Consider the following 842-nt stretch of genomic DNA (forward strand, 5'->3'; position numbering starts at 1 on the left):
GCCGAACACCTCGACGTCGTGTGGCTCGGCATGCCGGACGACGCGCACGATGCGCCGGGCCGGATCGTCGTGCCCGTCAGCACGCTGCCCGATCACCGCAACGCGATCCTCGACGCGATGGTCGGCCATTACGGCGGCGATCCGGCGCAGCATGCGCGCGCGCTGATGTCGCAATGGAGCAAATACTATTTCGGTCGCGCGGCGCCGGCCGGCGTCGTCGCCGCGCTGACGCTCGGCCGGCCGCTCGACATGACGCCCGAGCGCACGTACGTCGCGCTCGACGACGGGATGCCCGCCGCGCTGTACTTCCCGCACGATGCGCTCGGCGCACCGTGCGACGACCCGGCGCCCCGCTATGCGGGACTCATCGCGCATCTCGGCGCGGTGATCGACCTGCTCGCGGCGATGGGCCGCGTCACGCCGCGCGTGCTGTGGAGCAACGCGGGCAACCTGCTCGACTATCTGCTCGAAACATATCGTTCGCTGCCATGCGCCGCCGATCCCGTCCGCGATCAGGCCTGGCTGTTCGGTTCGCGCCGCGTGCACGGCGAACCGAATCCGCTGGGTGTGGCCGTGCGCGAGGCCGTGCCGCGCTCGGCGCTTGTGCCGACGCCGTTTCGCGCGCGCGGCGGGTGCGGCCTGCGCTATGAAATTCCTGGAGAAACGCAACTGTGTGGAAGCTGCCCCCTGCTACTGACGATGAGCGATGCGGCGCTGTCCGAGCAGGACGCGATCCGGTGACGGATGCCGGCCGCCGGCATGCGCTCGGCGCACTCGCGGCGCTCGTCGCCGCGTGCTGCGGTGCGCTTTCCCCGTCGTCCCGCGCCGTTGCCGCGACCCTC

Annotated in this window: 1 protein-coding gene; it reads left to right on the forward strand. The window is 71.4% G+C overall.

The window, feature by feature from the left end:
- A partial coding sequence (fhuF, locus tag G3N93_RS41070; protein WP_206135645.1) for a siderophore-iron reductase FhuF occupies positions 1-741 on the forward strand: 741 nt, incomplete at its 5' end.
- Positions 742-842: the final 101 nt, after the last annotated feature.

It is taken from the genome of Burkholderia sp. Se-20378 (assembly GCF_017104665.1).
GTDB classification, from domain to species: Bacteria; Pseudomonadota; Gammaproteobacteria; order Burkholderiales; family Burkholderiaceae; genus Burkholderia; species Burkholderia lata.